At 74.1% G+C, this 25,123-nt stretch carries 21 protein-coding genes; 6 read left to right on the top strand and 15 right to left on the bottom strand.

The genetic code is table 11. The annotated features are described in order from the left end of the window. The first annotated feature begins 6 nt into the window (after positions 1 to 6). Entirely contained in the window at positions 7 to 384 is a 378-nt protein-coding gene (locus tag ACFYOS_RS03830) for a DUF742 domain-containing protein (RefSeq protein WP_387136049.1), read from the top strand. A 1-nt stretch (position 385) separates the two neighbouring features. Continuing rightward, complete coding sequence (locus tag ACFYOS_RS03825; RefSeq protein ID WP_091260490.1) at positions 386 to 979, top strand: ATP/GTP-binding protein; 594 nt, start codon at positions 386 to 388, stop codon at positions 977 to 979. Between the two features lie 127 nt (positions 980 to 1,106). On the opposite strand, the gene ACFYOS_RS03820 is transcribed toward ACFYOS_RS03825, so the two are convergent. The 3 genes from ACFYOS_RS03820 to ACFYOS_RS03810 all read right to left on the bottom strand — a co-directional run bounded on the left by ACFYOS_RS03820 (position 1,107) and on the right by ACFYOS_RS03810 (position 5,818). Further along, positions 1,107 to 2,333 carry an ABC transporter substrate-binding protein gene (locus ACFYOS_RS03820; protein ID WP_387135800.1) on the bottom strand — a complete coding sequence of 409 codons (1,227 nt, stop codon included), beginning with the start codon at positions 2,331 to 2,333 and terminating at the stop codon, positions 1,107 to 1,109. A gap of 133 nt (positions 2,334 to 2,466) precedes the next feature. Continuing rightward, positions 2,467 to 4,770 (bottom strand): transposase, encoded by a 2,304-nt coding sequence (locus ACFYOS_RS03815; protein WP_387135798.1) that lies wholly within the window; start codon positions 4,768 to 4,770, stop codon positions 2,467 to 2,469. Positions 4,771 to 4,810: 40 nt separating this feature from the next. After that, positions 4,811 to 5,818 carry a DNA primase gene (locus ACFYOS_RS03810; protein WP_387135796.1) on the bottom strand — a complete coding sequence of 336 codons (1,008 nt, stop codon included), beginning with the start codon at positions 5,816 to 5,818 and terminating at the stop codon, positions 4,811 to 4,813. Between the two features lie 79 nt (positions 5,819 to 5,897). Here ACFYOS_RS03810 and ACFYOS_RS03805 point away from each other — a divergent pair, with 79 nt between their 5' ends. Next, a complete protein-coding gene (locus ACFYOS_RS03805; RefSeq protein ID WP_387135794.1) occupies positions 5,898 to 6,239 on the top strand; it encodes a PadR family transcriptional regulator in 342 nt (113 codons plus the stop codon). A gap of 6 nt (positions 6,240 to 6,245) precedes the next feature. Here ACFYOS_RS03805 and ACFYOS_RS03800 read toward each other — a convergent pair whose 3' ends face one another. The 10 genes from ACFYOS_RS03800 to deoC form a co-directional block, all read right to left on the bottom strand. After that, positions 6,246 to 6,917 carry a permease prefix domain 1-containing protein gene (locus tag ACFYOS_RS03800; protein WP_387135792.1) on the bottom strand — a complete coding sequence of 224 codons (672 nt, stop codon included), beginning with the start codon at positions 6,915 to 6,917 and terminating at the stop codon, positions 6,246 to 6,248. Between the two features lie 57 nt (positions 6,918 to 6,974). After that, positions 6,975 to 8,948 (bottom strand): thiol reductant ABC exporter subunit CydC, encoded by a 1,974-nt coding sequence (gene cydC, locus ACFYOS_RS03795; RefSeq protein ID WP_387135790.1) that lies wholly within the window; start codon positions 8,946 to 8,948, stop codon positions 6,975 to 6,977. Further along, positions 8,945 to 10,624: a thiol reductant ABC exporter subunit CydD gene (cydD, locus tag ACFYOS_RS03790; protein WP_387135788.1), complete on the bottom strand. Its 1,680-nt coding sequence runs from the start codon at positions 10,622 to 10,624 to the stop codon at positions 8,945 to 8,947. Before cydD ends, cydC begins: the two co-directional genes overlap by 4 nt. Next, positions 10,621 to 11,628: a cytochrome d ubiquinol oxidase subunit II gene (cydB, locus tag ACFYOS_RS03785; protein ID WP_387135786.1), complete on the bottom strand. Its 1,008-nt coding sequence runs from the start codon at positions 11,626 to 11,628 to the stop codon at positions 10,621 to 10,623. The genes cydD and cydB overlap by 4 nt, the downstream gene beginning before the upstream one ends. A gap of 11 nt (positions 11,629 to 11,639) precedes the next feature. Beyond that, positions 11,640 to 12,887 carry a cytochrome ubiquinol oxidase subunit I gene (locus tag ACFYOS_RS03780; protein ID WP_387135784.1) on the bottom strand — a complete coding sequence of 416 codons (1,248 nt, stop codon included), beginning with the start codon at positions 12,885 to 12,887 and terminating at the stop codon, positions 11,640 to 11,642. 99 nt (positions 12,888 to 12,986) lie between these two features. Beyond that, positions 12,987 to 13,892 (bottom strand): M48 family metalloprotease, encoded by a 906-nt coding sequence (locus tag ACFYOS_RS03775; protein WP_387135782.1) that lies wholly within the window; start codon positions 13,890 to 13,892, stop codon positions 12,987 to 12,989. 10 nt (positions 13,893 to 13,902) lie between these two features. Next, positions 13,903 to 14,334, bottom strand: coding sequence for a BlaI/MecI/CopY family transcriptional regulator (locus tag ACFYOS_RS03770; RefSeq protein WP_387135780.1), 432 nt, complete (start codon positions 14,332 to 14,334; stop codon positions 13,903 to 13,905). Between the two features lie 154 nt (positions 14,335 to 14,488). Then, positions 14,489 to 15,313: an aldehyde dehydrogenase family protein gene (locus ACFYOS_RS03765; RefSeq protein WP_387135778.1), complete on the bottom strand. Its 825-nt coding sequence runs from the start codon at positions 15,311 to 15,313 to the stop codon at positions 14,489 to 14,491. Next, positions 15,306 to 16,736 (bottom strand): aldehyde dehydrogenase family protein, encoded by a 1,431-nt coding sequence (locus ACFYOS_RS03760; RefSeq protein ID WP_387135776.1) that lies wholly within the window; start codon positions 16,734 to 16,736, stop codon positions 15,306 to 15,308. The genes ACFYOS_RS03765 and ACFYOS_RS03760 overlap by 8 nt, the downstream gene beginning before the upstream one ends. A gap of 5 nt (positions 16,737 to 16,741) precedes the next feature. Further along, positions 16,742 to 17,701: a deoxyribose-phosphate aldolase gene (gene deoC / locus ACFYOS_RS03755; protein ID WP_387135774.1), complete on the bottom strand. Its 960-nt coding sequence runs from the start codon at positions 17,699 to 17,701 to the stop codon at positions 16,742 to 16,744. A gap of 123 nt (positions 17,702 to 17,824) precedes the next feature. Between deoC and upp the strand changes: the two genes are divergently transcribed. Further along, entirely contained in the window at positions 17,825 to 18,457 is a 633-nt protein-coding gene (gene upp, locus ACFYOS_RS03750; RefSeq protein WP_387135772.1) for a uracil phosphoribosyltransferase, read from the top strand. Positions 18,458 to 18,613: 156 nt separating this feature from the next. Continuing rightward, the gene (locus tag ACFYOS_RS03745; protein WP_387135770.1) at positions 18,614 to 19,294 is read left to right on the top strand and encodes a GPP34 family phosphoprotein; all 681 of its coding nucleotides are present in this window, start codon (positions 18,614 to 18,616) and stop codon (positions 19,292 to 19,294) included. Between the two features lie 3 nt (positions 19,295 to 19,297). Here ACFYOS_RS03745 and ACFYOS_RS03740 read toward each other — a convergent pair whose 3' ends face one another. Together ACFYOS_RS03740 and ACFYOS_RS03735 are read right to left on the bottom strand one after the other, a co-directional pair. Continuing rightward, on the bottom strand, positions 19,298 to 20,968 hold the full coding sequence (locus ACFYOS_RS03740) for a phospho-sugar mutase (protein WP_387135768.1): 1,671 nt from the start codon (positions 20,966 to 20,968) through the stop codon (positions 19,298 to 19,300). A gap of 49 nt (positions 20,969 to 21,017) precedes the next feature. Continuing rightward, positions 21,018 to 23,084, bottom strand: a complete 2,067-nt coding sequence (locus tag ACFYOS_RS03735) for a serine/threonine-protein kinase (RefSeq protein ID WP_387135766.1) — start codon at positions 23,082 to 23,084, stop codon at positions 21,018 to 21,020. A 207-nt stretch (positions 23,085 to 23,291) separates the two neighbouring features. Here ACFYOS_RS03735 and ACFYOS_RS03730 point away from each other — a divergent pair, with 207 nt between their 5' ends. After that, positions 23,292 to 24,875, top strand: coding sequence for a methylmalonyl-CoA mutase (locus ACFYOS_RS03730; protein ID WP_387135764.1), 1,584 nt, complete (start codon positions 23,292 to 23,294; stop codon positions 24,873 to 24,875). Positions 24,876 to 25,123: the final 248 nt, after the last annotated feature.

The raw sequence follows: 25,123 nt of genomic DNA, 5'->3' as shown, positions 1-25,123 counted from the left end.
GGCGACATGGCCGATCGTGACGAGCCGACCGGAGCGCTGGTCCGTCCATACGCCGTGACCCGCGGTCGTACCCGTCCCCGGCTCGAGATCGCCATGGAGGCGCTCGTCGAGACGACGGTGCGCGGCCGCGCCGTTGCCACTGGCAACGGCGGACAAGGCCGTGAACACCAGTACATCGCCGCGCTGTGTGACGGACGCGTGCAGTCGCTTGCCGAGATCGCGGCGCGGATGCAGCTACCGCTCGGCGTGGCCCGGGTGCTCATCGCCGACATGGCGACGGACGGCCTGGTCGCGGTCCACGAGCCGACCATCCTGGACGACTCGGACGACGCGGTGGGCACTGAACTGCTGGAGAGGGTGCTGAGTGGACTTCGCAGGCTCTGACATGTCGCACCGGCCGCCGGCCCCGAGCGGGCGCGTGACGTCGGCGAAGATCGTTATCGCCGGTGGATTCGGCGTCGGCAAGACGACGCTGGTCGGCTCGGTGTCGGAGATCACGCCGCTGACCACCGAGGCGATCATGACCTCCGCCGGTGTGGGTGTCGACGACACCCGGCAGGTGCCGGGCAAGACGACGACCACGGTGGCGATGGACTTCGGTCGTATCTCGATCGACCGGGACCTGATCCTGTACCTGTTCGGTACACCGGGTCAGACCCGGTTCTGGTTCATGTGGGACGAACTGGTCCGCGGCGCCATCGGCGCCGTGGTGCTGGTCGACACCCGCCGGCTGGCCGACTGCTTCGCGGCCATCGACTTCTTCGAGCACCGGCGGCTGCCGTACCTGGTGGCCATCAACTGCTTCGACGGCATGCAGTACCACGACCCGCAGGACGTCCGGGACGCGCTGGCGATCTCGAGCGACGTGCCCGTGGTGGCCTGCGACGCCCGGAACCGGGAGTCGACCAAGCACGTGCTGATCTCCCTGGTCGAGTACGTGCTCACCATGCGGCGCTCGCGGGCGGTCGCGCCCGCCTGACCGGCGGCACGAAAGCGCCCGGTGACCTGGGGTCACCGGGCGCTTCTCGCTGTCCACGTGCGGGTCGCGGTCGTCGGCCGTCCCAGGGGAGCAGCAGCTGTCCCGACGGGACGGCCGGTGTCGACGGTCAGGCGTAGCGCGTCCAGCTGCCCTGTTTGACCTGGTAGACGGCCAACGAATCCGGCTCCATGCCACCGTGCCGGATCGGGGCGTACGCGTATGCGCCGGCGATGCCCTCCAGCACCTGGGTCTGGAGGTACGCCCGCAGCCGTCCACGGTCGAGGCTGGTCGCCATCCGGGCCGACGAGGCGAGGAGTTGCAGGGCGTCCGAGGCGTACGGAGCGAAGCCCTTGAAGCTGCCGTGCCGCTGGAGGTAGCGGTTGGTGAAGTCCCGGCGGTCCTCCTCCGCGGTGGTGGTCGTGATCAGCGTGGAGGAGGAGAGGCAGGCCGGGTGGATGGCGTACGCCCCTTCGACGGCGGCGGCGTTCGGCCGGGCGAGGGTGTCGTCGGCGACCGCGCCCGCGTCGAAGAAGAGCAGGCCCCGGTAGCCGGCCCGGCGCAGCTCGCGGGCGGCGGTGCCGGAGTCCGGGGCGGTTCCCCAGACGATGACGCCGTCCGGCTCGCCGGCCGCCGCCCGTTCGGCGGCGGCGGTGAGGTCCCGCCCGTTGGCCGCCAGCCGTACGGTTCGCCGCAAGTCCACATTGGCGCTCTGCACGGCGCTCTGCACGGCCCGTACGCCGGAGTCGCCGTGCAGGCCCTCGGCGGCCAGCAGGGCCACCCGCCGTACCTGCAGCGACTCGAGCAGCCGGGCCATCCGCTGGGCGATGTCGTCGGCGTCCGGGGTGAGCTTGTAGATGTAGGTGCGCTGGGCCAGGGGCAGCACGATCTCGTCGGCGGCGGCCAGCGACAGGAACGGCACCTGGAGCTGCTGCGCCACCTCGACCATGGCCATGGAGGTCTCGGCGAGGGTGCCGCCGACCAGGGCGTGCACCCGGTCGCGCCGGATCAGCTCGGTGACCTGCCGGGCCGCCTCCTGGGGGTTGCTGCCGTTGTCCCGGATCTCCAGCCGCACCGTCCGGCGCATGTTGCCGACCGGGAAGCCGGAGATGTTCAGCGTCTCCGCGGTGACCTCCATGGCGCGCTGCTGGAGCACGCCGAGGGCGGCACCCTTGCCGCTCAGCTCCAGGCTGGCACCGACCACCAGCTCGTGGCCGTCCGGCGCGGCGCTGCCGGCGGCGCTGTCGTCGGGTCGCTGGCCCTGCTGCCCGCACGCGGCGAGCAGCAGGGTGCTCGCCGCCGCGGCGAGCACGCCGCGACGGGTGAGCACGGAGGAGTCGAATGCCGGTGTCGCCAATGGAGTCGCCTTCCCACCCCCGGCGACGCCCGCGCCGGCTGGTCCGCCGGGTATGCTCCCGGCCGGTCCAACCCGACGTCAAATTATCCGGGTGTGGGTAGGAACACGCAGATGGAAAGCGGCAGGGCTCCGATCAGGACCGATAACCGGCGGATCGGTACTCGTACTCCCGGTCGTCGTCGCGGTCGCCGGTGTCCCGGGTGAAGTCCCAACCGCCGGCAGCCTCTCGACCGGGGCGGCCGCCGACGGCGAAGCCACCGATCTCCTGGCCGCGCCGCCATCCCCGGAAGTAGCCCGTGGTGTTCTCGGCGAGGCTGGCCGCGTTCCGGACGATCCGCAGTGGACGCTCGTCGCGCAGCGGGGAGCCCGGCACCAGGTTGGCCTGCGGGACGCGCTTCGGCAGACCGGCCCTGGTCTCCGTGCCCACCGACGGGCGGGCCGCCTGCTCGGCGGCCTGCCAGCCGCTGTCCGCGGTGCTCGACCAGTCGAAGTCGGCTTCGTCGCCGTGCCCGACGAACCAGGCGGACTTCGCCTGAGCGAAGATCAGCAGGTCACCGTCGCCCTCGTCGGAGACCGGCGGCGGCCGGTGCTCCTTCGGCGCGGGGCGGCGCTCCGGCGGGGTGGGCAGCTCGGCGCGGGGCGCCGGCCGGCCGGGGCCCCGCCGCTCGACCAGCCGCAGCGACGGAATCTCCAGGCCCGGGTCGGTCGGCGGGTCGATCGCTTCCCGCAGCGCCCGGTCGGCCAGCGGCGGCGGCTCCACCAGCCGCAGCATCGGGGGCTCCTGCGGCAGGTCGTCCGCGAGCCACGGCGGAGGGACTCGGCCCGGGTCGCTCGGCGCGTCCACGCCCCGGCCGCCGTACCCATAGGCGGGCGGCGCCTCCTTGGCGCGGTCGTCCTGCTCGTCGCCGTTGTTCACCAGCGGCCAGTTGGCCCGGGATCCCGGGGGAGCGGACTCCTGGCCCGGTCGCGGGGCCGGCACCGGGATGGTCAGGTCGGTGGCGCTGAAACCACCGGTCGGCGGTTCCGGGGTGGTCTTCGGCCGCGGCGGAATGATCGTTCGCTGCCGCTCGGCCCGAGCGCTGTTGATCGCGGCCGTGGTGAGCGTCGGGCGGAACGGTTCGCCGGCGTCGGCCGGCGGCACGTTGCCCCGCTGGGCCGGGGTGATCCCGGGCGGCGGCGGGGGCGGCGCCGAAATCGGCCGGTTGGTCGGGCCGTCCACCTGCTGCGGCCGCGGCGTGCGGGCCGGCTCGGGACGCGAGGGCGGTGCGGCGGGCGGCCGGCCGGCGGCGGCCGCCGGGCTGACCGGGGCGGGCGCGACCGGCGGTGGGGTGACCGGGGCCGGGGCAACGGGCGGCGGGCCGAGCGGCCGGGGCGAAGCCGGCGTGGCCGGACCGGAGACCGGCTCGGGGCGGCCGCGCCGACCCACCGGCTCGGGCTCGGCCGGGCGGACCGACCGCAGGCCGGTCAGTTCGCCGACCGACTCGCCGCGCCGGGCGGCGGCCCGGCGGCCGGGTGCCGGAGCGGGCGCGGTGACCCGGGCGCTGAGTGCGCCGACCAGCGCCTCGCAGCCCGAGTCGCAGGCCCGCACGGAGGCGACCGCCTGTCGGACGGTCTCCGCGACGGCGGCGGTGAGCGCCCGGTTGACCGCGGCGCGCCGGGGCGTCTCGGAGATGGCGACCCGCAGCGCGGTCACCGCGTCGTTGATGGTGTCGGCGTCCGCGACGCCCTCGGCCGTGAGGTGGGCGGCGACGGCCTCCGCGGCGACCGCGACCTCGCGGCCGCCGGCGACCGTGCCACCCAGCATGCCGGGCTCCGGCAGCGCATCCAGCACGGCCAGGGAGACCGGCTCGGCCGGGTCCGGGTACGCCCGGAGCGCTGCCGGGTAGAGCTCGCGGAGCACCTCGCGCAGCGCCACCGCGGCGGAGTGCCGCCCGCTGGCCAGCGCCGCGTGGGCGCTGAGGACCTGCTTGTAGCCCGCGAGGTCCCGAGGCGCCGGCAGGGTGACCGCGGAGAGCGCGCCGGCCTGGAGGGCGCGGGCCAGCCCGACCGCCCGACGCTCGGCCGGCGGGGACTGCATCTCGTCCAGGGAGTCGTCGTCGGCGAACCGCTCGGCGAAGTCGTCGACCGAGTCGTCGTCCGCGATCGCGAGCGGTCGGCCGGCCGCGCTGAGCAGCGAGGTGACCGTGTGGTCGTCGCTGTCGGCGGCGATGGCCGCACCGCTCGGCCCGCCCGACCGCTCCACGAGCAGCGCGACCAGCTGAGCGTAGCCAGCCGGGTCGTCGCCGATCTCGTAGACATGCAGCAGACGGCCTGCGTCGTCGACCACAGCGGACGTCAGCGTCGAACCGGCCGAGGCCGGTCGGTCGGCCGGATCCGCCGAGGCCAGACCGCAGTACACGCGCACGAGCGCCACGGCGTCGTCCTCCTCCCGGGACACAGGGCTTTCTCTGCCAGAGACTGATGCTCCCCGCTCCGGGTCAGTCGCGCCAGTCCACAACAGCAGAGATCTTGCCGACAATGGTGCGCCAACCCAAACTTGCGGTTTGTGCCCCGATTTTCTTCAGCCGGCGCCGACCCATAAAACCACCGATTCCGCCGTTGACGGACGCCCGCAGCGCCTCGTCCAGGTCGTCCAGGCTGGACCCTGCGGAGAGCATGTCCAGCACGGCGGGTAGCCGCAGCCCGTACGCCAGGTCACGGGCGATCTCGCCGGCTTCGATCAACAGCGTGGGATCCCACGCGTCGTGGCCACCGCGGAGGTTCTCCACCACCAGATCGAGCTCGTAGGTGTCCTGGTCCAGCGGGGCGATGTCGCCCGGTTCCACCCGTTCGGACAGTTCACCCCAGCTGTCCAGTTGAGACAGGTCGTTGGGCGCACCGGAACGGATGAAAGAGACCAACGACTCCGGGGTCTTGAACAGCAGCAGCTTGCCTCGCTGGCTGAGGAAGACGGGCACCTCCTCGTCGCCCGCGGCGTCGTCCGCCTCTTCCTCGTCCTCTTCCTCGTCGACCTCGGCGTCGGAGTCGGAGTCCGTCGCCTCGGCCTTGCCGCGCCGGCGCCCCTCGGGGCGCTCCTGCTCGTCCTCCTCGGCGGTGAGGGCGGCGAACTCCTCGTCGAGGATCACCACCTCCTCGTCGTCCTCGGTCTCGACGACCTGGCGGCGGGCCAGGAAGGGGTCGTCCTGGTCGCGCTCGGCGACGTCGGTCGGGGTCAGCTCCCGCGCCGGCCGGTACGCCCGCAGCGTGAAGCCCGTGCCGGCCGGCAGGGCGATCTCCACGGGGTCGATGCGCAGCTCGTCCCAGAGCGCGCGGTCCGCCGCCGGGCGGTCGACCTCGACCTCGTCATCTGCCGCCGACGCGGTGTCGTCGAGCTCGGGCTCGTCGGCGTCGGGCCGTTGGGGCGACTGGCGGGCCACGCTGACCTCCGTGTGCTGTCGGGTTGCCCACTCGGCGACGTCTCCGCCGCCGAGTGACTCTGCGCACATACCCTAGTCGGCGGCCCGACGGGGCAGGCAGCCGCACCCCGGTGGCGTCCCGACGAGCGGACAAGTAGCCTTGCTACACATGAAGGCCCAGGCGCTGCACGGACACCTGGACGCGCTGCTGCTGGCGGTGCTGGAGCAGGGCGAGCTGCACGGCTACGCGATCATCGAGGCGCTCCGGGCCCGCAGCGGCGGAGCCCTGGACCTGCCCACCGGCACCATCTACCCGGCGCTGCGCCGCCTGGAGCGGGCCGGCTACGTGGCGAGTTCGTGGAGCACCGTCAACGGTCGCGAACGGCGCACCTACCGGCTCACCGACGCCGGCGTCCGGGCGCTGGCCGGTGAGCGGGCCGGCTGGCGCGAGTTCAGTGACACGGTGGGCCGCTTCCTCGGCACCGGGCAGCCGCCCGCGAGCCCCGCCTGATCGGCGTCAGCCGGTGGCCAGCAGCCAGCAGCGGGCCGCCCGGGCGAGCGCGAACCAGCCGGCGCTGACCAGCACCGCGCCGATCAGCATCGGGGGCCAGGTCAGGGCCGCGTCCCAGAGGCTGACCGACCAGCCGAACAGGGCGCTGCCGGCGACCGCGCCGCCGGCCAGGCAACCGGTCAGCCCGTAGCCCACCGCCCGGGTCAACCGCGGCAACCGGGACGACCGGTACCGGGCGGCGAGGAGGCCGAGCAGCAGCCCGGCCAGCGCCAGCCCGGCGACCAGGCCCCAGATCCCGTTGAGGAAGGCGTGGAGAAGCAGGTAGCCCTCCGGCGGCCGGAGCCCCTCGCTCCAGCTCGAACCCCGCCAGGTCAGGTCGCCGCCGGCCATCAGCACCACCGCCACCGCCAGCGCCCGCAGCGCCAGCCCGCGCAGCGCCCCCGCCGCCAGTTCGGCCTGGTAGCCGGGGGCGAGCTGGGCGGGCGTGCCGAACTCGGCCACCGCCCGCCGCTCGGCCTCCGCCAGCGGCAGGCCATCCTCCCGGTACGCCTCGACGGCGTCCAGCAACGCGTGCCGCGCCTCGGTCAGCAGGTCGGCCTTGAGCCGGGCCGGGCCGCGTAGCCGGTCGCCCAGCTCGTCCAGCCGCTCCTCCACGAGCACATCCTGGTCCCCCTGCATGGGCCCACCCTGTCACCCCGCGCCATCGGCCGCGTCCGGGAATTCCCCGGAAAGCGCTCAGGGTGCGAGGGCCAGGTAGCCGCGTTCCGCCGCCTCCTGGAGCAGCCACTGGTCGCGGTACCAGCCCGGCCGGGCCACCAGTTCGGCGTGCCGGCCGCGCTGCGTCACCCGGCCGCCGTCGAGCACCACGATCTCGTCCAGCTCGGCCAGGCCGCTGAGCCGGTGGCTGATCAGCAGCACCGAGTGCCCGGCCGGGGTGGCGGCCAGCGCCGAGGCGAGCACGGCGTCCGCGGCGGCCGGGTCGAGCCCCTCGGTCGGCTCGTCCAGCACCAGCACCGCCGGGGCGGCGAGCAGCGCCCGGGCCAGCGCGAGCCGCTGCCGCTGGCCCCCGGAGAGCTGCCCGCCCTGCTCACCGACCACGGTGTCCCAGCCGTCGGGCTGGGCGCGTACCCAGTCCAGCAGGCCGGCGGCCCGGGTCGCGGCGGTCAGCTCCGCCTCGTCGGCCCGGGGCCGGCCGAGCAGCAGGTTGTCCCGGACCGAGGCGTGGAAGACGTACGCCTCGGCGAGCAGCCCGCCGATCGCCCGGGGCAGCTCCTCGGGCGGGTACGCGGAAACCTCCACCCCGTCCAGGGTGACCCGGCCGGCGACGGGGCGTACCGCACCGGTGAGCACGGCGGCGAGGGTGCTCTTGCCCGCGCCGCTCGGCCCGACCACGGCGACCCGGCGGCCGGCGGGCAGGTCGAGGCGCACCCCGTCCAGGGCCGGCGGCGCACCCTCGCGGTAGCGCACGGTCACCCCGTCGAACCGCGCGTCGTGCCCGGGTGCCGCCGGACCCGTCGTCGCGGCCGGACCCTGGCCGGACGTCGGCTCGGCGGCCGGCCCGGCGGGGGCCGTTTCGGGGCCGGTGAGCAGGGCGGCGACCCGGGCCAGGCCGGCCCGGAGCTGGGCGCGCTGGCGGGCGGCCCCGACCAGGGCGAGGGCGATCTCCACGGCGGTCAGGGTGCCGACGGCCAGGACGCCGACCAGCACCCCGCCGACGCCGGCGCGGAGCGCCACGGCGACCACGGCCGCGGCGGTGAGCCCGCCGACCAGCACCCCGGCCGCGTCGACCGCGAAGCCGGTCGCCGCGAGCCGGCGTTCCAGCCGGGCGAGGCGTCGGGCCCGCCCCTCGGCGGCGGCCAGCGCCGTGCCGGTCGCGCCGAACGCGGCCAGGTCGGCGGCGCCGTGGGTCAGGTCGACGGCGTCCACGGCGAGTGCGCCGCGCAGCGGGGCGACCTCGTCGGCGGCCCGGCGGGTGAGCACGGTGGCCAGCGCGGGCAGCGCCACCCCGGCCACCAGCAGCCCGGCGGCGATCACCCCGGCCGCCGGGGGCGAGATCAACGCGGCCCCGCCGACGGCGAGCAGGCTCACCAGCGCGGCGGCCGCCGCCGGCACGAGCACCCGCAGCAGCAGGTCCTGCACCGCCTCCACGTCGGAGACCAGCCGGCTCAGCGCGTCCCCGGTCCGTTGCGCGGCACCGTCCCGCCGGGCGGCCAGGGTGGCGAAGACCCGGGCCCGTACGTCGGTGATCATGCGGAGCACGGCGTCGTGCCCGGCGAGTCGTTCGGTGTAGCGGAACACGCCCCGGCTGACCGCGAGCGCTCGGACCGCGACGATGGCCACGGTCAACCGATCCAGCGTCGGCCGGCCGGCGGCGCTCATCAGCAGCCAGGTGGCGGTGGCCATCAGGGCCAGCCCGGCGAACTCGGTGGCCGCGGCGAGCAGCCCCGCCCCGACCAGCCGGCCCAGGTACGGCCGGGCCAGCCGGAGCACCGCCCGCTCGGCGCGCGGCCCGCTCACGGCACCGGTGTCCGGGACGGGGGTGGTGGCCGGGGCGGGACCGTCCGGCAGCAGTTCGGGCGGGTTCGCCTCGGCAGCCGTCGGCCGGCCCGGATCACGGCCGGCCGGGGTCACCCCATCCCGGGACACCCCACCGGGCACGGCCCGGACCGGCTGGTCAGGGCGCTCCGGCACCGCGGGTCCGTCGCTCATCGGGTCACCTCCCCGGCCGGTGCCGGGGTCAGCTCGGTGACCCGGCCGTCCTCGACCCGCAGGATCCGGTCGGCGTCCTCCAGCAGCGCGGGCCGGTGCGCGACCAGCAGCGCGGTACGCCCGGCGACCAGCTGCCGGGTGGCGGCCAGCACGATCGCCTCGCTGGCGGTGTCCAGCCGGGCGGTCGGCTCGTCGAGGAGCACCACCGGGGCGTCCCGCAGGAACGCCCGGGCCAGCGCGACCCGCTGCCGCTGCCCGCTGGACAGGCCGTGCCCGCGCTCGCCGAGCGTGGTGGCCAGCCCGTCGGGCAGGGCGGCGACCACCTCGTCCAGCGCGGCGTCGGTGACCGCCCGGGCGAGCGCGGCGTCGGGGGTGTCCGGCGCGCCGAGGCGGATGTTGTCGGCCAGCGAGCCGGCGAAGAGATGGGCCCGCTGCGGCACCCAGGCGAGCTGCCGCCGCCAGGCGTCGAGGTCGACCTCGGCGAGGTCCACCCCGTCGACAATGACCCGGCCGGCGGTCGGGCTGACGAAGCCGAGCAGCAGGCCGAGCAGGGTGCTCTTGCCGGCGCCGCTGGGCCCGATGACGGCGACCCGCTCCCCGGGCCGGATGGTCAGCGTGACGTCCCGCAGCGCGGTGGTCCGCTCGTACTCGACGGTGACGCCCTCGAACCGGATCTCGCCGTGGCCGTCCGGCGCCGGCCGCCGTGCGCCGGCCGCGGCGGCCACATCCGGGCCCGCCGAGAGGGTGAACGCCTCGTCGAGCGCGGTGAGCCCCTCCATGCTGGCGTGGAAGCGACTGCCCGCCGCCCGCAGCGGCAGGTACGCCTCCGGGGTGAGCAGCAGCACCAGCAGCGCGGTGGAGAGGGTGATCCCGCCGCCGAGCAGCCGGATGCCGACCGGCACCGCGACCAGCGCCACCGAGAGGGTGGCGACCAGCTCGAGGACCAGCGCGGAGAGGAACGCGATCCGCAGGGTCTTCATGGTGGCCTGCCGGTGGCCGTCGGCCATCCGGCGTACCACCTCGACCTGGGCCCGGGCCCGGCCGAACGCGCGCAGCGTGGGCAGGCCGGCCACCATGTCGAGGAAGTGCCCGCCGAGCAGGGACAGCCGCCGCCACTGCCGCTCGGTGGCGGCCTGCGCCTGCCAGCCGAGCAGCGCGCCGAAGACCGGGATGAGCGGGATGGTCAGCGCGATGATCAGCGCCGAACTCCAGTCGGCGAGGACGATCCGGGCCAGCACGGCCAGCGGCACCGTCACGCTCAGCACGAGCTGGGGCAGGTAGCCGGTGAAGTAGGGGTCGAGCGCGTCCAGGCCGCGCCCGGTGAGGGTGGCGAGCTGGCCGGCCCGCTGGCCGGCGACCCAGGTGGGGCCGTGTCGGCCGACCGCGCGGAGCAGGTCGGCCCGGAGGGCCGCCTTGACCGTCGCCGCCGCCCGGGCCGCCACCGTGCCCTGCGCCCAGCTCACCAGCGCGCGGGCGGCGACCGCCGCGACGAAACCGTCCAGTGCCGGTCGGTGCAGCCGCCCGTCGATCGCCGTCGCCAGCAGCGTGGCCAGCGCGGTGGCCTGCGCGACCACCAGCAGCGCGGTCAATCCGCCGAGCACCGCGAGCACGGCGAGGTCGCGTCGGGCCGCGGGGACCCGGCGCAGCAGACGCGGGTCGAACGGGCGGCGGTTCACCAGTACACCGGTGCCCTGCCGCCGGTCCGTCCCCGGAACACCCACCAGCACATCGCCTGAAAGCCTAGTAGGGCCGGCAGGAGCGGCAGCACGAGCCAGCCCAGCAGTGACAAGGTCGGCCCGCTCGCCGCGGCGTCGGCGACGGTGAGCGAGGCGGCCGGATCGACGGTGGAGACCAGCACTCGGGGCCAGAGCGCCGCGCCGACCAGCGCCACCGGCAGGGCCAGCGCCGCGCTGGTCGCCGTGAAGGCCACCCCGGCCCGGCCCCGGCCGAGCGCCGCGCGGGCCACCAGCAGCACCGCGACCAGCGCCACCGGCAGGAGTACGGCGACCGCCGGGCGCGCCACGGCCGCGCGTACCCGGTCGGAGAGCAGGCCCAGGACGGCGGCCGCGGCGACCGCGGCGAGCGCCGCCGGCACCAGCCCGCGGGCCAGCCGGGCGACCGGAGCGGCGTCCGCGGCCGGCAGTCGTAGGGTGAGGAACGTCGCACCCTGCACGGCGACCAGCGCCAGCATCGCCAGCCCGGCGGCGGCCACGAACGGGGTGAAGAGGTGGCCCGTGCCGGCGACGTGCCGGTCGGCCGTCAGCGGTACGCCCTGGAGCAGCCCGCCGAGCAGGGCACCCCAGCCGAGCGCCGCGAGCACGCTGCCGGCCACCACCACCCGGTCCCAAACGGTGCGGGCCGACCCCGCGCGGGGCCGGCTGCGCAGCTGTACCCCGGCCGTCACCAGCACCACTCCGGCCAGCGCGCCGAGCACGGCCGGATAGAGGCTGGAGAGGAGTTCGCCCTCCAGGGTGGGGAAGGCGCCGAAGAGGATGCCGACGGCGGCCACCAGCCAGACCTCGTTGCCGAGGAAGAACGGTCCGACGGCATTCAGCGCGGCCCGGCGGGCCTCCGGGGTGGCCTCCCGGGCGAGCAGCAGGCCGACGCCGTAGTCGTAGCCGCCGAGGACGAGGTAGGTGGCGAAGAAAAGGCCGAGCAGGGCGTACCAGGCGAGTTCCACGGCGGGCTCCCTCAGGCGAACACGGGGTGGGGGTGGGTGTCGGTGTCGGGCGCGGGCGGGCGGCCGAGCGCGGGGTCGGCGGCGCCCCGGGCGGCGTGCCGGGCCAGCAGCACCCAGTTGGTGACGGCGAGGGTGCCGAGCAGGAGGGTGAAGGCAACCAGCGAGGTGAGCATCAGCCCGGTGCTCACCGGCGACACGGCCTGCCTGGTCGGCAGCAGCCCGTACGCGACCCAGGGCTGGCGGCCCACCTCGCGGGCGATCCAGCCGAGGATCACCGCCACGAAGGGCAGCGGCAGGGCGAGCAGGACCAGCCAGAGCGGGAACTTCAGCCGGATGATCCAGTCCCGCCAGAGCAGCGGGACCACCAGGATGCCGAAGAAGAGCGCCATCCCGATGAGGATCATGAAGCCGAGACCGACGTTGGCCAGCGCCGGCGGGGTGTAGTCGCCCGGACCGAACCGCGCGGTCCACTCGGCGACCAGCGCGTCCCGGTCCGTGCCGCCGCCGACCTTGGTGGGCTGGAGTCGGCCGACCGGGCCGAACTGGGCGAAGCCGAACCCGATCAGGAAGACCACCGCGACCGCGAAGGTGAGCAGCCCGAGCCGCAGCGACTTCCGGAACAGCGCGAAGTCGGGGGTACGCCGGATCAGGTGCCCGGCGCTGACCGCGGCCATCAGCATCCCGCCGATGACCAGGCTCGCCGACACCACGTGCCCGAAGGCGAAGCCGAGGGTGGGGTTGGTGAGCAGCGCCCCGAAGTCGGTCAGGTGCGCGACGCCGTCGCGGACCTCGTACCCGACGGGGTGCTGGAGCCACGAGTTCGCCACCATGATCCAGAACGCCGAGGCGTACGCGGTCAGTGCCACGCCCCAGAGCAGCGCGAGGTGGACGCCCCGGCGCAGCCGGTGCCAGCCGAAGATCCACATGCCGAGGAACGTGGACTCCAGGAAGAAGGCGACCAGCGTCTCGATGGCCAGCGGCGCGCCGAAGACGTTGCCGACGTACCGCGACAGGCCGCTCCAGTTCAGCCCGAACTGGAACTCCATCACGATGCCGGTGGCGATCCCGAGCACGTAGTTGATCACGTAGAGCTGGCCCCAGAAGCGGGTCAGCCGCTCGTACACCGGCTTGCCGGTGACGAAGCCGGCGGTCTGCAGCCCGACCAGCAGGGTGACCAGGCCGAGGGTGACCACCACGAAGAGAAAGTGGATCGACGTGGTGGTGGCGAACTGCAGGCGGGCGAGGAGCAGGGGATCCATGGTCGTTCTCCCACGGGTTGGCTCGCTTGTCATAGGGAGCCTACACGTAGCATGGCTACCTATCGGCCGCGCGGTCGCCGATGCGACCCGCCGGTCCGGTCAGTTCAGGAAGAGGGAGATCGGCAGGGCGACCAGGGTGGTCGTGACAGCCAGCGCGGTGGCCCCGAGCAGCCGGGGCGGCCGGTCGGGGATCAGCAGCCGCCGCACCCGTACGTCGAGATCCCGGTCGCCGATGCCGAGCGCGCCGGCCGGGGTGATCCGGTGGCCGGCGGCGGCGAACCGGCGCAACGCCCCGGCGAGGGGCGCCTCGGCGTGCAGCTCGCGGGCCTTGTCGTCGGCGCGCATCTCGACCAGCAGGGCGACCCGCTCGTGTGCGTGCCGGACCCAGCGGAACCAGGGCAGCGCCCGGCAGAGCGCGGTGAAGGGGAGCAGCACCAGGTCGTGCCGCTCCTGGGCGTGCGCCCGTTCGTGGGTGAGCACCGCCGCCAGCTCGGCCCGGTCGAGCAGGCTCAGCGTGCCGGCGCTCACCACCACCCGGGGCTTCACCCCCGGCAGGCAGTACGCCGCGGCGCTCGGGTGGTCCAGCACCAGCGCGCCGGGGACGGTCGGGTCCCGGCGGGCCACCAGGCTGAGCAGCTCCCGGTGCCGGCGCTGGGCCCGGACGCTGCCGTAGACGCTGCGCACGGTCGTGGTGAGCAGCACCGCGCCGATGCCGAAGCCGACCCCGACCAGACCCAGGTGGACCGCGCCCAGCCCGGCCGGCAGCTTGCCGTGCGCCAGGTCGTCGGCGAGGGCGACCAGGGCGCTGCCGGTCGCCCGGTCGTAGGCGGCCAGCCCGACCGCCATCGGCAGGCCCATGGCGGAGAGGCCGAGCGCCAGCCCGACCGCCTGCCAGCACACGATCGCCACGCGCGGGGCGCGCCAGGTCCAGGTCGAGGCGGCGAGGACCTGCGCGGTCAGCCAGCAGGCCAGGATGGTCGCGGCGAAGTGCACGGCGTACGCCACGGCGGCCGCCCTACCGGTCCGTCGCCTCGTCGGCCAGCGCCGGACGCCCGGCCGACGGGTCCTCGACCCGGTCGGTGAGCCCGGCCTCGGCGCTCAGGGCCGCGCGCAGCACCTCCGCCTCGGTGCCGGTCACCGAGCGGGCGAAGCGCACCAGCGCGGCGTCCCGGCTGCCGCCGAGGTCGAGGGCGTCGAGCATGAGCTGGGCGATGTGCGCCTCGCGGCTGGCGGCGGCCCGGTAGCGCCAGGCCCGCCCCTCCCGCTGGCGCTGCACCATGCCCTTGCCGGCGAGCCGGTCCAGCACGGTCATCACCGTCGTGTACGCCAGCTCCCGGCCGTCCAGGGCGTCGGCGACCTCCCGCACGGTCACACCGTCCGACGTGCCCGGGACCGTGTCCCACAGCACGTCCATCACCGCACGCTCAAGATCCCCCAGCCGAGTCACGCCCCAATCCTACCCCCCGTAGTAGACCGCCCACCGCGCTGGTGCGGAGCAGCCTCATACACGGAAAGAGTGGCCATCCGACGCGCGGAGACCACTCTTTCCGTGAACTTGTGCGGATCTTGGAGGGGGCGACTACGCCCCGCTGACCGCGAACTCAGACGCCCTTCGGGTGCCAGACCGTCTTCGTCTCCAGCAGCACAGTCATCCGCGTCACCCCGGGATCGGCGGACCAGTCGTGATCGGCCGGCGCCGGCCGGAGCACCCGCTTCAGGTTCTCCGCCGCCTTGACCTCCAGCTCCGCCGCCAGTTCGGCGTCGGTCACCCCGGTCAGGTCGATCGCGTTGACGTCCATGTGCGAGGCCAGCGTGGGCACGGTCTCCGACAGCCGGCCGGTCAGGATGTTGACCACCCCGCCCGGCAGGTCGGAGGTGGCCAGCACCTCGGCCAGGGTCACCGCGGCCAGCGGCGCCGCCGGCGAGGCCGCCACGATCACGGTGTTGCCGGTGACGATCGCCGGGGCGATCACGCTGACCAGGCCGAGCAGCGCCGGCGCCTCGGGCGCCACGGCGGCCACCACGCCGGTCGGCTCGGGCGCCGACAGGTTGAAGTACGGCCCGGCGACCGGGTTCGCGCCCCCGTACACCTGCGGGAGCTTGTCGGACCAGCCGGCGTACCAGACCCAGCGGTCGATCGCCGCGTCGACCTCGTCGGCCGGTACGCCGAGCGCGACGAACTGGTCGCGGCGGCCTTCTAGCATCTCGGCGACCCGGTAGAGGATCTGACCCCGGTTGTACGCGGTCGCTCCGGCCCAGCCCTTCACGGCGGCCCGGGCGGCGACCACCGCGTCCCGCGCGTCCTTGCGGGAGGCCAGTACGACGTTGGAGTCCTGCACGATGTAAGACCGTCCCGACTCGCTGCGCGGGAACTTCCCGCCGATGAAGAGCTTGTACGTCTTCCGTACCGCGACCCGCTCAGACATTGAGGTACGCCTCCAGCCCGTGCCGGCCGCCCTCGCGACCGTAGCCCGACTCCTTGTAGCCGCCGAACGGCGAGGTGGGGTCGAACTTGTTGAACGTGTTGGCCCAGACCACGCCGGCGCGCAGCCGGTCGGCCATCCACAGGATCCGGGAGCCCTTGTCGGTCCAGATCCCGGCCGACAGCCCGTACGGGGTGTTGTTGGCCTTCTCCACGGCCTCGGCCGGGGTGCGGAAGGTCAGCACCGACAGCACCGGGCCGAAGATCTCCTCGCGGGCGATCCGGTGCGCCTGGGTGACCCCGGTGAAGATCGTCGGCGCGAACCAGAAGCCCCGGTCCGGCAGCTCGCAGGCGGGCGACCAGCGCTCGGCGCCCTCGGCGGCCCCAGCCTCGGAGAGCTCGCGGATCCGCTCCAGTTGGGCGGCCGAGTTGATCGCGCCGATGTCGGTGTTCTTGTCCAGCGGATCACCGACCCGGAGCTGGGCCATCCGGCGCTTCAGCGACTCCAGCACCCGGTCGGCGACCGACTCCTGGACCAGCAGCCGGGAGCCGGCGCAGCAGACGTGCCCCTGGTTGAAGAAGATGCCGTTGACGATGCCCTCGACGGCCTGGTCGACCGGGGCGTCGTCGAAGACGATGTTGGCGGCCTTGCCACCCAGCTCCAGGGTGAGCTTCTTGCGGGTGCCGGCGACCGCGCGGGCGATGGCCTTGCCGACCTCGGTGGAGCCGGTGAAGGCGACCTTGTCCACGCCCGGGTGCTCGACCAGCGCCCGGCCGGTGTCGCCGGCGCCGGTGACGATGTTGACCACGCCGGCCGGCAGGTCGGCCTGCTGGCAGATCTCGGCGAAGAGCAGCGCGGTCAGCGGGGTGGTCTCGGCCGGCTTGAGCACCACGGTGTTGCCGGCGGCCAGTGCCGGGGCGATCTTCCAGGCCAGCATGAGCAGCGGGAAGTTCCACGGGATGACCTGCGCGGCCACGCCGAGCGGCTTGGGGTCCGGCCCGAAGCCCGCGTACGGGAGCTTGTCCGCCCAGCCGGCGTAGTAGAAGAAGTGCGCGGCCACCAGCGGGACGTCGACGTCCCGGGACTCCTTGATCGGCTTGCCGTTGTCCAGGGACTCCAGCACGGCCAGCTCGCGGGAGCGCTCCTGGATGATCCGGGCCATCCGGTACAGGTACTTGGCCCGGTCGCGGCCCGGCATCGGACCCCAGACCTTCTCGTACGCCTTCCGGGCGGCGCGGACCGCGCGGTCCACGTCCTCGTTACCGGCCTCGGCGACCTCGGCGAGGACCTCCTCGGAGGCCGGGTTGATCGACTTGAAGCTGCCGCCGTCGACCGGGTCGACGAACTTCCCGTCGACGAAGAGGCCGTAGGAGGGCTTGATGTCCACCACCGAGCGCGACTCGGGGGCGGGTGCGTATTCGAACATCGCGCTCAGTCCAGGGTGAAGTAGTCGGGACCGGAGTAGACGCCGGTCTTCAGCTTGGTGCGCTGCATGAGCAGGTCGTTCAGCAGGCTGGACGCGCCGAACCGGAACCAGTCCGGGTCCAGCCAGTCCGCGCCGACGGTCTCGTTGACCATGACCAGGTACTTGATCGCGTCCTTGGTGGTCTTGATGCCGCCGGCCGGCTTCACGCCGACCTGCCGCCCGGTGGCGGCGCGGAAGTCGCGGACCGCCTCCAGCATCACCAGGGTCACCGGCATGGTGGCCGCGATCGGGACCTTGCCGGTGGAGGTCTTGATGAAGTCGCCGCCGGCCAGCATGGCCAGCCAGGAGGCTCGCCGCACGTTGTCGTACGTGGCCAGCTCGCCGGTCTCCAGGATCACCTTGAGGTGGGCGTCCCCGCAGGCCTCCTTGGTGGCCACGATCTCGTCGTAGACCTCCTTGTAGCGGCCGGCCAGGAACGCGCTCCGGCTGATCACCATGTCGATCTCGTCGGCGCCGGCCTCGACGGCCGCCCGGGTGTCGGCGAGCTTGACCTCCAGCGGGGCCTGGCCCGACGGGAAGGCGGTCGCCACGCTGGCCAGGTGCACGCCGCTGCCGCGCAGCACCTCGGCCACGTACGGCACCATCGCCGGGTAGACGCAGACCGCGCCGACGTGCGGGCAGGACGGGTCGGCCGGGTCGGGGCGCAGCGCCTTGGCGGCGAGCGCCCGCACCTTGCCGGGCGTGTCGGCCCCTTCGAGGGTGGTCAGGTCGACCATGCGGATCGCCAGGTCGATCGCCTGGGCCTTGGCCGTGGTCTTGATGGATCGGGTGCCGAGTTGCGCCGCCCGCTGCTCCGCGCCGACCTGGTCCACGCCCGGCAGGCCGTGCAGGAAGGTCCGCAGAGCGGTCTCGGATCGTCCCAGCTCGGAGAGCTCCGACCGGGCCGACGTCGCTGTCGCCGTCATGCCGTGAATACTACGCACCCGCGAGTCGAGTGATCTTGGTCACGCCTGGTCAATCGTGAGCGGGGTCGCTGGTCACCCCGCACCCGCAGTGCGCCGGACTCCGGACCGGTAGGTTGAGCGATCGTGGACGTACTCGTCATTGACCACCCGCTCGCCCAGGCACGGCTCACCGCCATGCGGGACGCCCGGACCGACTCGGCGAACTTCCGGGCCGCGCTGCACGAACTCACCACGATGCTGGTGTACGAGGCCGCGCGGTCCTTCCCCGTCGAGAAGTACCCGATCCAGACCCCGGTCACCGCCACCGAGGGCACCCGGCTGGCCAACCCGCCGCTGCTGGTCCCGGTGCTGCGGGCCGGTCTCGGCATGGCCGACGCCGCGCTCGGCCTGCTGCCCGAGTCGTCGATGGGCTTCGTGGGCCTGGCCCGCGACGAGGAGACCTACCAGCCACGCGCGTACATGGAGTCGCTGCCCCGCGACCTGAGCGGCCTGCCGGTGCTGGTGCTCGAGCCGATGGTGGCCACCGGCGGCTCGCTGGAGCACAGCTGCCGACTGCTCGCCGACCGGGGCTGCACCGACATCACCGTGCTCTGCGTGCTGGTCGCACCCGTTGCCATCGAGCGGCTGGAGCGCTCCGACCTGCCGCTGCGCCTGGTCACCGCCTCGATCGACGAGGGCCTCAACGACCGGATGTTCATCGTGCCCGGCCTCGGTGACGCCGGCGACCGCCAGTTCGGCGGCATGCCCCGCTTCTGACCCGCCGCGTCCACCGCTCCGCCCGAGGGGTCGGTCCGCCGTGCTGGCGGCCCGGCCCCTCGCACACCAGGGATCCCTCGGGTCGTATCTGGTGCTTGCCCGAGGGCTACGGCGAGTCCGTGCGCGGGGTGCGGGGAGGCGCTACCGTTCCGGGCCATGACTGGTGTTGCGCTCGCCGAAGAGTTGCTGCTCCTCGCCTATGACGACGAAACCGGCAAGGCGACCATGCCCCGGATCAGCCTGGACCTCGGCATGGCCGCTGCGGTGCTGGTCGAGCTGGCCCTGGCCGGCCGGATCGCGTACTCCGAGGGTTCCCTGGCGGCGGTCGACCCGACGCCGACCGGCGAGCCGATCGCCGACGACGTTCTCGCCCGGATCGCCGCCGACACCCCGCACACCCCGTCCTCCTGGGTGCAGCGGCTGCGGCACGGCCTGCGCGACCGGATCCTCGGCGACCTGTGCGGCCGGGGCGTGGTCCGGGACGTCGACGAGACCGAGCTGGGCTTCATCCACGTGCACCGGTACCCGGTCGCCGACGCCTCGGTGGAGGCCGACATCCGGGGCCGGCTGGCCGAGGCGCTGACCGGCGGGCAGCTCCCCGACGAGCGGACCGCCGCGCTCGCCACGCTGGTCGCGGTGCTGCGGATGGAACCGGCGCTCGGCCTGAGCGGCACCACCGCTGAGGACGCCGGTAAGCGGCTGGCGGAGATCGCCACCGGCGCCGGCTTCTCCGGCAACGTCAGCCTGGACGACTCGCTCGTCCGCCCCTCGGTCAGCCTGGTCATCGCCGCGCTGGCCCAGGCCGTCGACGCCGCCCTGGGCAAGCGCCCCGCTTAGGGCTTACACCTGGAGGCCGAGGGCCATGGCGATCTCGGTGCGGAGGGCGGAGACCGCCATCTGGGCGCGGTGGCGGGCGGCGGGGACGTCGCCGTCCGTGACCGGCTCCACCACCTCGAGGTACGCCTTGAGCTTCGGCTCGGTGCCGGAGGGGCGGATCACCACCCGGGCCGCGTCGGTCCGCAGGATCACCACGTCCGCCCCCGGGAGCAGGTCCGTCGCCTCGGTCACCGGGTGCCCGAGCAGCGCCTCCGGGGTGGCCGCCCGGATCCGGGTCATCATCTCGGCGATCATCCGCAGGTCGTCCACCCGGACCGAGAGCTGGTCGGTGTGGTGCACGCCGAACTCGGCGGCCAGCTCGTCCAGCCGGTCGCTGAGCGTCCGGCCCTGGGCCTTGAGGCCGGCGGCCAGCTCGGCCACGGTCAGCGCCGCGGTGATGCCGTCCTTGTCGCGGACGTGCTCCGGCGCGACGCAGTAGCCGAGCGCCTCCTCGTAGCCGAAGACCAGCGGCTCGGTCCCGCCACCGGCCCGGACGATCCACTTGAACCCGGTCAGCGTCTCGTCGTACGGCAGGCCCCGGGTGGCGCACATCGCCCGGAGCAGCGACGACGACACGATGGTGGTGGCGTAGAGCCCGGTCACCCCGCGCCGCATCAGATGGTCGGCGAGCAGCGCGCCCAGCTCGTCGCCGCGCAGCATCCGCCAGCCGGCCCCGTCCGGTACGGCCACCGCGCAGCGGTCCGCGTCCGGGTCGTTGGCGATGGCGATGTCCGCGCCGATCGTGCCGGCCAGCGCCACGAGCTTGTCCACCGCGCCCGGCTCCTCCGGGTTCGGGAAGCTGACCGTCGGGAAGGCCGGGTCCGGCTCGGCCTGGTCCGGCACCACGCCCGGCACCGCGAACCCGGCGCGGGTGAAGGCGGCGGTGAGCACCGCGCCCCCCACCCCGTGCAGCGGGGTGTACGCCACCTTCAGATCGCGCGGACCGGTCGGGTCGACCACCGCGGTGGCGCGCTCGACGTACGCGGCGACCAGGTCGTCGCCGAGCACCTCGCCGGGCGGGCCGAGCGGCACCCGCGTCAGCGGGCCGACGGCCCGGATGGCCGCCTCGATGCCGGCATCGGCCGGCGGCACGATCTGGGCGCCCGCGCCCAGCTCCCCGCCGAGGGAGGCACCGAGGTAGACCTTGTAGCCGTTGTCCTGGGGCGGGTTGTGGCTGGCGGTGACCATCACGCCGGCCACCGCGCCGAGGTGGCGCACCGCGTACGCGAGCACCGGGGTGGGCAGCGGGCGGGGGAGCAGCAGCGCCGGGCGACCGGCGCCGGTGGCGACCTGGGCGGTGCGCTCGGCGAAGGCCCGCGAGCCGTGCCGGGCGTCGTACCCGATCACCAGCGGACCTTCACCGCCCTGGTCGGCGAGCCAGTTGACCAGCCCGGCGGCGGCCTGGGTGACCACGGCGAGGTTCATGCCGTTCGGGCCGGCCCGTAGCGGGCCGCGCAGCCCGGCGGTACCGAAGGTCAGCGGCCCGGCGAACCGGTCGGCCAGCTCCTGCGCGCTGCCGGGCAGCCCGTCGAGGACGACCCGCAGCTCGTCCCGGCTGGCCGGGTCGGGGTCGTCCTCGAGCCACCGCCGGGCCTGTGCGCGAAGTTCGTCAAGATCAGTGGTATCCGCCGCCATTGCCTCTTGATAGCACGGCGGCGGATCACCACGGTCCGTCGGCCTCGGTTCAGTTGGCCCCGCCGAACTTGAACGACGTAGCCATCGCGTCGAAGATCGGCTTGCTGGCGGCGAAGTCGGCGTCGTTGGCGGTCAGGTAGAACGAGTAGATCTTGCCGTCGTGCACCACGCCGCGCCACACGCCATGCCGTTTGGTGTCGCCGTCGCCGCAGGTGTACTCGAACTCGGCCGCCGGCTTGCCGCCCAGCGTCGTCTCCGTCATCGCCAGCTGGTCGTACGGCTTGGCGCAGGACTTGCTCTTGGTCCGCAGGTTGCGCGAGGCGAACTCGGCCCAGCTGGTCGAGGTGCCCCCCCACACTTCGGCGAGGATCCGCACCTTCCGGCCGTCCTGCTGCGGGTCGACGAAGTCGACGAAGACGCCGCCGCCGTTCTTGTCCCAGCCCTTCGGCACCTGGAGGGTGACGCCCTTGACGGACTGTTCCTCCATGTCCACCGGCGACGCGGCCGGGGCGGTGGCGGTGGGCAGCGAGGTCACGATCGGTGGCGGGACCGGGTCGTCGCCGCCGGAGAGGGCGAACATCCCGATCAGCAGCAGCACGGCGACGCCGCCCGCCACGGCGAGCTGCACCTTGCGCGGCCAGCCCTTGACCGTGCCGACGAACTGGCCGCCGACGCCCTTGGCCTTGCCGGCGCCACCGCCGGCCGGCGCCGCGGCGGGGGTCGCCCACGGCTGGCCGGTGCCCGGCACCGACCACTGGTTGTGGCCGTACACGGGTTGGGTGGCGTCGGCGGGGCGGCCGTACACCGGTTGGGTGGCGTCGGCGGGGCGGCCGTACACCGGTTGGGTGGCGTCGGCGGGGCGGCCGTACACCGGCTGGGTGGCGTCCGGGTAGCCGGCCGGGACGCGCTGGGTGGCGTCCGGCGAGATCCGCTGGGTGGCCTCCGGAATGCCGGACGCCGGCATGGCGCCGGTGGGGGTGTGCAGCGGGCCGGCCAGCGCGTCGGCGCTGGTCTCGTCGAGCGCGGCACCACCGGCGGCGGGCGTCGACTCGGGGCGCTCGCCCCGGCGCAGCGCGGCGAGCCGGTCGGTCAGCGACTCACCCGGCCCGATCATCGCCCGGCCGCCGATCTGCCCGGTCGGCTTCGGCTCCGGGGTCGCGACGGGCGGCGGCGTGGCCGGCCGCTGCACCGGCACCACCGCGTACGGGTCGGTGACCGAGTTGACCGCGGTGGCGTTGCTGGTCAGCGGGCCGGCGAGCAGCTCGCGCAGCATGCCGCGGGCGGTGTGCACGTCGAGCCGGCGGGCCGGGTCCTTCTCCAGCAGGCCCATCAGCACCCGGGTCAGCGGGCCGCTGCGCTGGGGCGTGGCCGGCTCGTCCTCGACCACGGCGTACATCGTCTCGATCGGATCGCCCTTGTCGAACGGCGGGCGCCCCTCGACGGCCGTGTAGAGCGTGACGCCGAGCGAGAAGAGGTCGCTGGGCGGGCCGAAGTCCCGGCCCATCGCCCGCTCGGGCGAGATGAAGTGCGGCGAGCCGAGCACCATGCCGGGCGTGGTGAGCTGCACGTCGGTGGGCATCCGGGCGACCCCGAAGTCGGTCAGCACGCAGCGGCCGTCGGAGCAGATCAGCACGTTGGCCGGCTTGACGTCGCGGTGCAGCACGCCGATCGCGTGCGCCACCTCCAGGGCGCCGAGCAGGGCGATGCCGATCTTGGCGACCGCCCGGGGCGCGACCGGCCCGTCCTCGATCACCATGTCGGCCAGACTGCGGGCGTCCAGCAGTTCCATGACGATCCAGGGCCGGCCGCCCTCGGTCACCACGTCGTACACCTGGACCACGGCGGGGTGCTGGATCGCGGCGGCGGCGCGGGCCTCACGGAGGGTCCGCTCGTACATCGCGTCGCGGTCGCTGGGGGCCAGCCCCGGCGGGAGGACGACCTCCTTGACCGCGACGTCGCGGCGCAGCAGCGTGTCTGTCGCACGCCAGACCGTGCCCATGCCGCCGTTGCCCACCGGGGAACGCAGTGAGTAGCGACCACCGATGGTGGTGCCGGGTGCCGCGCGTCCAGTGGGGGGACTCACTGGTCCGCCGCTCCACGTCGGGATCTGAGTCACAGAAAAGCCACCGGGGGATATCGAGGGGGGCTGGGACACAACCCCCCTATCTTGCTGGTTCCGACCGCCGATGCGAAACCCGACGCGGCGGACGTTTACCTACTCGACCGTACGTGCCCGGATACTCACCTCTCGTCCACGCTCTGGTGGACCGGGTGTGCGGAATCCCTCACTCATCGATGCCTGGCCGCGTCCTACCATCCGGGGATGAGCGAACGGCGGTCAAGCGAGTCGGGCTTCCCGATCAAGGGCGTGTACACCGAGGCGGACCTGCCCGGGGAGCTGGCGGAACGGCTCGGCGCCCCCGGCGAGTACCCGTACACCCGCGGGGTCTACCCGACGATGTACACCTCGCGCCCGTGGACCATGCGGCAGTACGCCGGCTTCGGCACGGCCACCGAGTCCAACGCGCGCTACCACCAGCTGCTGCGCGCCGGCACGATGGGCCTCTCCGTCGCCTTCGACCTGCCCACCCAGATGGGGTACGACTCCGACGACCCGATCGCGCACGGCGAGGTGGGCAAGGTCGGGGTCGCCATCGACTCCATCGAGGACATGCGGCTGCTCTTCGACGGCATCCCGCTGGACAAGGTCTCCACCTCGATGACCATCAACGCGCCCGGCTCGGTGCTGCTGCTGCTCTACCAGCTGGTCGCCGAGGAGTCCGGGGTGCCGGGCTCGGTGCTCAACGGCACCATCCAGAACGACATCCTCAAGGAGTACATCGCCCGCGGGACGTACATCTTCCCGCCGAAGCCCTCGCTGCGGCTGGTCGCCGACACGTTCGCGTACTGCCGCAAGGAGGTGCCGAAGTGGAACACCATCTCCATCTCCGGCTACCACATGGCCGAGGCCGGCGCGACGCCCGCGCAGGAGATCGCGTTCACCCTGGCCAACGGCGTGGAGTACGTCCGGGCGGCGCTCGCCGCCGGGCTGGCCGTGGACGACTTCGCGCCCCGGCTGTCGTTCTTCTTCGTCGCCCGCACCACGCTGCTGGAGGAGGTCGCCAAGTTCCGGGCGGCCCGGCGGATCTGGGCCCGGCTGATGCGCGACGAGTTCGGGGCGAAGGACCCGAAGTCGATGATGCTGCGGTTCCACACCCAGACGGCCGGCGTGCAGCTCACCGCCCAGCAGCCGGAGGTGAACCTGGTCCGGGTGGCGATCCAGGGCCTCGGCGCGGCGCTCGGCGGTACCCAGTCGCTGCACACCAACAGCTTCGACGAGGCGATCGCGCTGCCCACCGAGAAGGCGGCCCGGCTGGCCCTGCGGACCCAGCAGGTGCTCGCGTACGAGACGGACCTGACCACCACGGTGGACCCGTTCGCCGGGTCGTACGTGGTGGAGGCGATGACCGCCGAGATCGAGGCGGCCGCCGACGAACTGATGCAGCGGGTGTTCGACCACGGTTCGGCGGTGGACGCGATCGAGGCCGGCTTCCAGAAGCGGGAGATCGAGCAGTCCGCGTACCGGATCGCGCAGGAGATCGACTCCGGCGAGCGGGTGGTGGTCGGGCTCAACCGGTTCCAGATCGACGAGGAGGAGCCGTACGAGCCGCTGCGGGTGGACCCGGCGATCGAGGCTGCCCAGGCGGAGCGGCTGGCCAAGCTGCGCGCCGGGCGGGACTCGGGCGCGGTCGAGCGGGCCCTGGCGGAGCTGCGTACCGCCGCCGAGGGCAGCGCGAACGTGCTCTACCCGATGAAGGAGGCGCTGCGGCTCAAGGCCACGGTCGGCGAGGTGTGCGGGACGCTGCGCGACGTGTGGGGGACGTACCGGCCGAGCGACCGGTTCTGATCTGCTCCGACGGCGGCCCCGCCGGCACCTCCCGGGTGCCCGGCGGGGCCGCCGTGGTGTGTTCGGATCGCGGCTGAGCTGGCCGGACCGCCTCGTCACGGGTGGATTTCGCGGCGTACAGTCGATGGTCTCCCCGCCCGCGGGCGGGGCGGCGACGGCTCGGTGCGGACCTCCCGGGCGACGCCGCCCGTCCCTCCGGCCGTGGGGCAGTGGGGCCCGCCGCCGGGGTGCGTGTGCGGATCGGGAAT

The organism is Micromonospora sp. NPDC005806 (assembly GCF_042871425.1).
In the GTDB taxonomy this organism is placed as follows: Bacteria; Actinomycetota; Actinomycetes; order Mycobacteriales; family Micromonosporaceae; genus Micromonospora.
The sequence above is the reverse complement of the archived record's forward strand: the minus strand, read 5'-3'. Positions and strand labels throughout refer to the sequence as shown.